Origin of the sequence: Streptomyces sp., assembly GCF_036566765.1 — a bacterium.
Classification (GTDB): Bacteria; Actinomycetota; Actinomycetes; order Streptomycetales; family Streptomycetaceae; genus Streptomyces.
Genome location: NZ_DATCVQ010000315.1, coordinates 1 through 2,880 on the forward strand (window position 1 = coordinate 1; position 2,880 = coordinate 2,880).

4 protein-coding genes are annotated in these 2,880 nt (G+C 74.4%); 3 read left to right on the top strand and 1 reads right to left on the bottom strand.

Annotated elements, in window-relative coordinates:
• Nucleotides 1-598, bottom strand: a 598-nt coding sequence (locus tag VIU94_RS18180) for a PucR family transcriptional regulator ligand-binding domain-containing protein (RefSeq protein ID WP_331912763.1), incomplete at its 3' end; no start/stop codon positions are given.
• 124 nt (nucleotides 599-722) lie between these two features.
• On the opposite strand from VIU94_RS18180, the gene VIU94_RS18185 reads away from it, so the two are divergent.
• The 3 genes from VIU94_RS18185 to VIU94_RS18195 form a co-directional block, all read left to right on the top strand.
• On the top strand, nucleotides 723-1,607 hold the full coding sequence (locus tag VIU94_RS18185) for a nitrilase-related carbon-nitrogen hydrolase (protein WP_331912765.1): 885 nt from the start codon (nucleotides 723-725) through the stop codon (nucleotides 1,605-1,607).
• A 52-nt stretch (nucleotides 1,608-1,659) separates the two neighbouring features.
• Nucleotides 1,660-2,634, top strand: coding sequence for an agmatinase (gene speB / locus VIU94_RS18190; protein WP_331912767.1), 975 nt, complete (start codon nucleotides 1,660-1,662; stop codon nucleotides 2,632-2,634).
• The coding region (locus VIU94_RS18195; RefSeq protein WP_331912769.1) for a thiamine pyrophosphate-binding protein at nucleotides 2,631-2,880 on the top strand (250 nt) is incomplete at its 3' end. The genes speB and VIU94_RS18195, both read left to right, overlap by 4 nt.

Sequence of the window (2,880 nt, forward strand, 5' to 3'; positions counted from 1 at the left end):
CCCCCGAGCCGCTCCCCGCCCCCGAGCCGCTCCCCGCCCCCGAGCCGCTCCCCGTCGCCAGCACCCGTCCCACCGCGTCCGTCACCATGGCCGGGACGCCGGTCGCCCTCGTCCACGCCTCCAGGGTGGGGGCGAGGCCGCGGCCCGAGGCCGCGGCGGCGGTCAGGCGGCGTTGGGTTTCGAAGGCGTTCTCCAGGGCCGCGCGCTGCTGCGCCGCCTGCGCGGCGAAGACCGCCTTCGTCACCGCGAGGAACGGCACCTCGTCCGGGACCGTCAGCAGCGGGAGGCCCGCCTCCTCGGCGGCCGCCACCAGCAGCGGGGGCGCAGACTGGTGGGGGAGCGCCGCGCCGAGCCCGAGCGCCAGCGCGCACGCCCCGCTCGCGCGCACGTCGCGTACGTACGTCCGGCACGCCTCCGCCTCCATCGGCAGCAGCAGCCCGATCGTCATCAGCAGCTCGCCGCCCTGCAGCCAGCGCCCCGGCCGGACCAGCTCCGAGGCGTGCGCCGCGAGCACCGGCCGGTCAAGGTCCGCGGCCCCGGCGGCCACCGCAAGCCCCAGGTCGGGGCGGGCGACGAGATCGGCGAGCGTGAGGGTCATGGACACAGTGTCCACCCGGTCGGCCCAGTTTCGCCCTCCGGGCGATCGTCCCGGCCGCCCCGGCGGCGTACGTTGCGGACGATCACACGTCTTGCGACACGGTTGCGAAGGAGGGCCCCGGCCCATGGACGGTTCGAAGACGACGCCCACCCCCGGCGAGTCGACCTCCACTCCCGGCGCGCAGCCCCCCGCTCCCGTCCTCGTCGCCTGCGCCCAGCTCCCCCTCGCCGTCGGCGACCTCGTCGGCAACCGGGCCGCCGCCGACCGGGCCATCGAGGCCGCCGCGGCCGCCGGGGTCGGCGTCCTCGTGCTGCCCGAGCTCGCCAACAGCGGGTATGTCTTCCGCGACGCCGCGCACGCCGCCGAGCTGGCCGAACCCCTCGACGGGCCGACCGTCACCGCGTGGGCCGCGGCCGCCGCCCGGCACGGCATGGTCATCGTCGGCGGGTTCTGCGAGCGCGACGAGGACGGGGCCGTACGCAACTCCGCCGTGCTCGTCGACCCCACCGGCGTCCGCGCCCTCTACCGCAAGGCGCATCTCTTCGGCACCGAGAAGGCCGTCTTCGTGCCGGGCGACACGCGGCCGCCGGTCGTCGAGACCGCCGTCGGGCGGATCGGCGTGATGGTCTGTTACGACCTGGAGTTCCCCGAGTGGGTCCGCGACGTCGCCCTGCGCGACGCCGAACTCCTCTGCGCCCCCGTCAACTGGCCGCTCTTCCCGCGCCCCGAGGGCGAGCGGGCCGCCGAGGTGGTCCGGGTCCAGGCCGACGCCGCCGTCAACCGGATGTTCGTCGCCGCCTGCGACCGCACCGGGACCGAGAACGGCGTCGAGTGGACCGGCGGCTCCGTCATCACCGACCCCGACGGCTTCCCGCTCGCGGGGCCGGCCACCGAGACCGGCGAGTCGCTCCTCGTCGCCGCCTGCGCCCTCGACCAGGCCCGCGACAAGCGGATCGGCGAGCACAACCACGTCTTCGCCGACCGGCGACCCGAGCTCTACTCCCGCTGACCTCCCGTACCCCGTAGAGACCCCGTAGAGACCCCTTAGAGAAGGCACCCCCATGAGCACCGAGCAGCAGCCCCAGTTCCGCGGCCCCGTCGACTCCTCCCGCATCCCGCGCTACGCCGGCCCCGCCACCTTCGCCCGGCTGCCCCGTCTCGACGAGGTCGGCACCGCCGACGTCGCCGTCGTCGGCGTGCCCTTCGACTCCGGTGTCTCCTACCGCCCCGGCGCCCGTTTCGGCGGCAACGCCATCCGTGAGGCATCGCGTCTGCTGCGCCCGTACAACCCGGCACAGGACGCCTCGCCGTTCGCCCTCGCGCAGGTCGCGGACGCCGGTGACATCGCGGCCAACCCGTTCAACATCAACGAGGCCGTCGAGACGATCGAGGCCGCGGCCGACGATCTGCTCGGTACCGGCGCGCGCATGATGACGCTCGGCGGCGACCACACCATCGCGTTGCCCCTCCTGCGCTCCGTCGCGAAGAAGCACGGCCCCGTCGCGCTGCTCCACTTCGACGCCCACCTCGACACGTGGGACACCTACTTCGGCGCCGAGTACACCCACGGCACGCCGTTCCGCCGGGCCGTCGAGGAGGGCATCCTCGACACGTCCGCGCTCTCCCACGTCGGCACGCGCGGCCCGCTGTACGGCAAGCAGGACCTCGACGACGACGCCAAGATGGGCTTCGGCATCGTCACCTCCGCCGACGTCATGCGCCGCGGTGTCGACGAGATCGCCGACCAGCTGCGCCAGCGCATCGGTGACCGTCCGCTCTACATCTCCATCGACATCGACGTCCTGGACCCGGCCCACGCGCCCGGCACCGGGACCCCCGAGGCCGGCGGTCTGACCTCCCGCGAGCTGCTGGAGATCCTGCGCGGACTCGCGTCCTGCAACCTGGTCTCGGCGGACGTCGTCGAGGTGGCCCCCGCGTACGATCACGCGGAGATCACGTCGGTGGCCGCGTCCCACACGGCGTACGAACTGACCACGATCATGTCCCGCCAGATTGCCGAGGCCCGCTCCCAGTGACCCACGACCACGACCTGGTGCTCCGTCCGACGCCGGCCCAGACGGAGGCCGCGCTCGACCCGCCCCCCGGCCGCATCGGCGGAGACCTGGTCGTGGAGACCCTGGCCGGGCTGGGCGCGACGACCGTCTTCGGCCTGCCCGGCCAGCACGCGCTCGGCATGTTCGACGCGCTCCGCCGGTCCGACCTGCGCTACATCGGCCTGCGGATGGAGAACAACGCGGGCTTCGCGGCGGACGCGTACGGCA

Coding starts and splice junctions, on each gene's coding strand:
- VIU94_RS18185 (WP_331912765.1), top strand. CDS start 723: ATGGACGGTTCGAAGACGACGCCCACCCCCGGCGAGTCGACCTCCACT.
- speB (WP_331912767.1), top strand. CDS start 1,660: ATGAGCACCGAGCAGCAGCCCCAGTTCCGCGGCCCCGTCGACTCCTCC.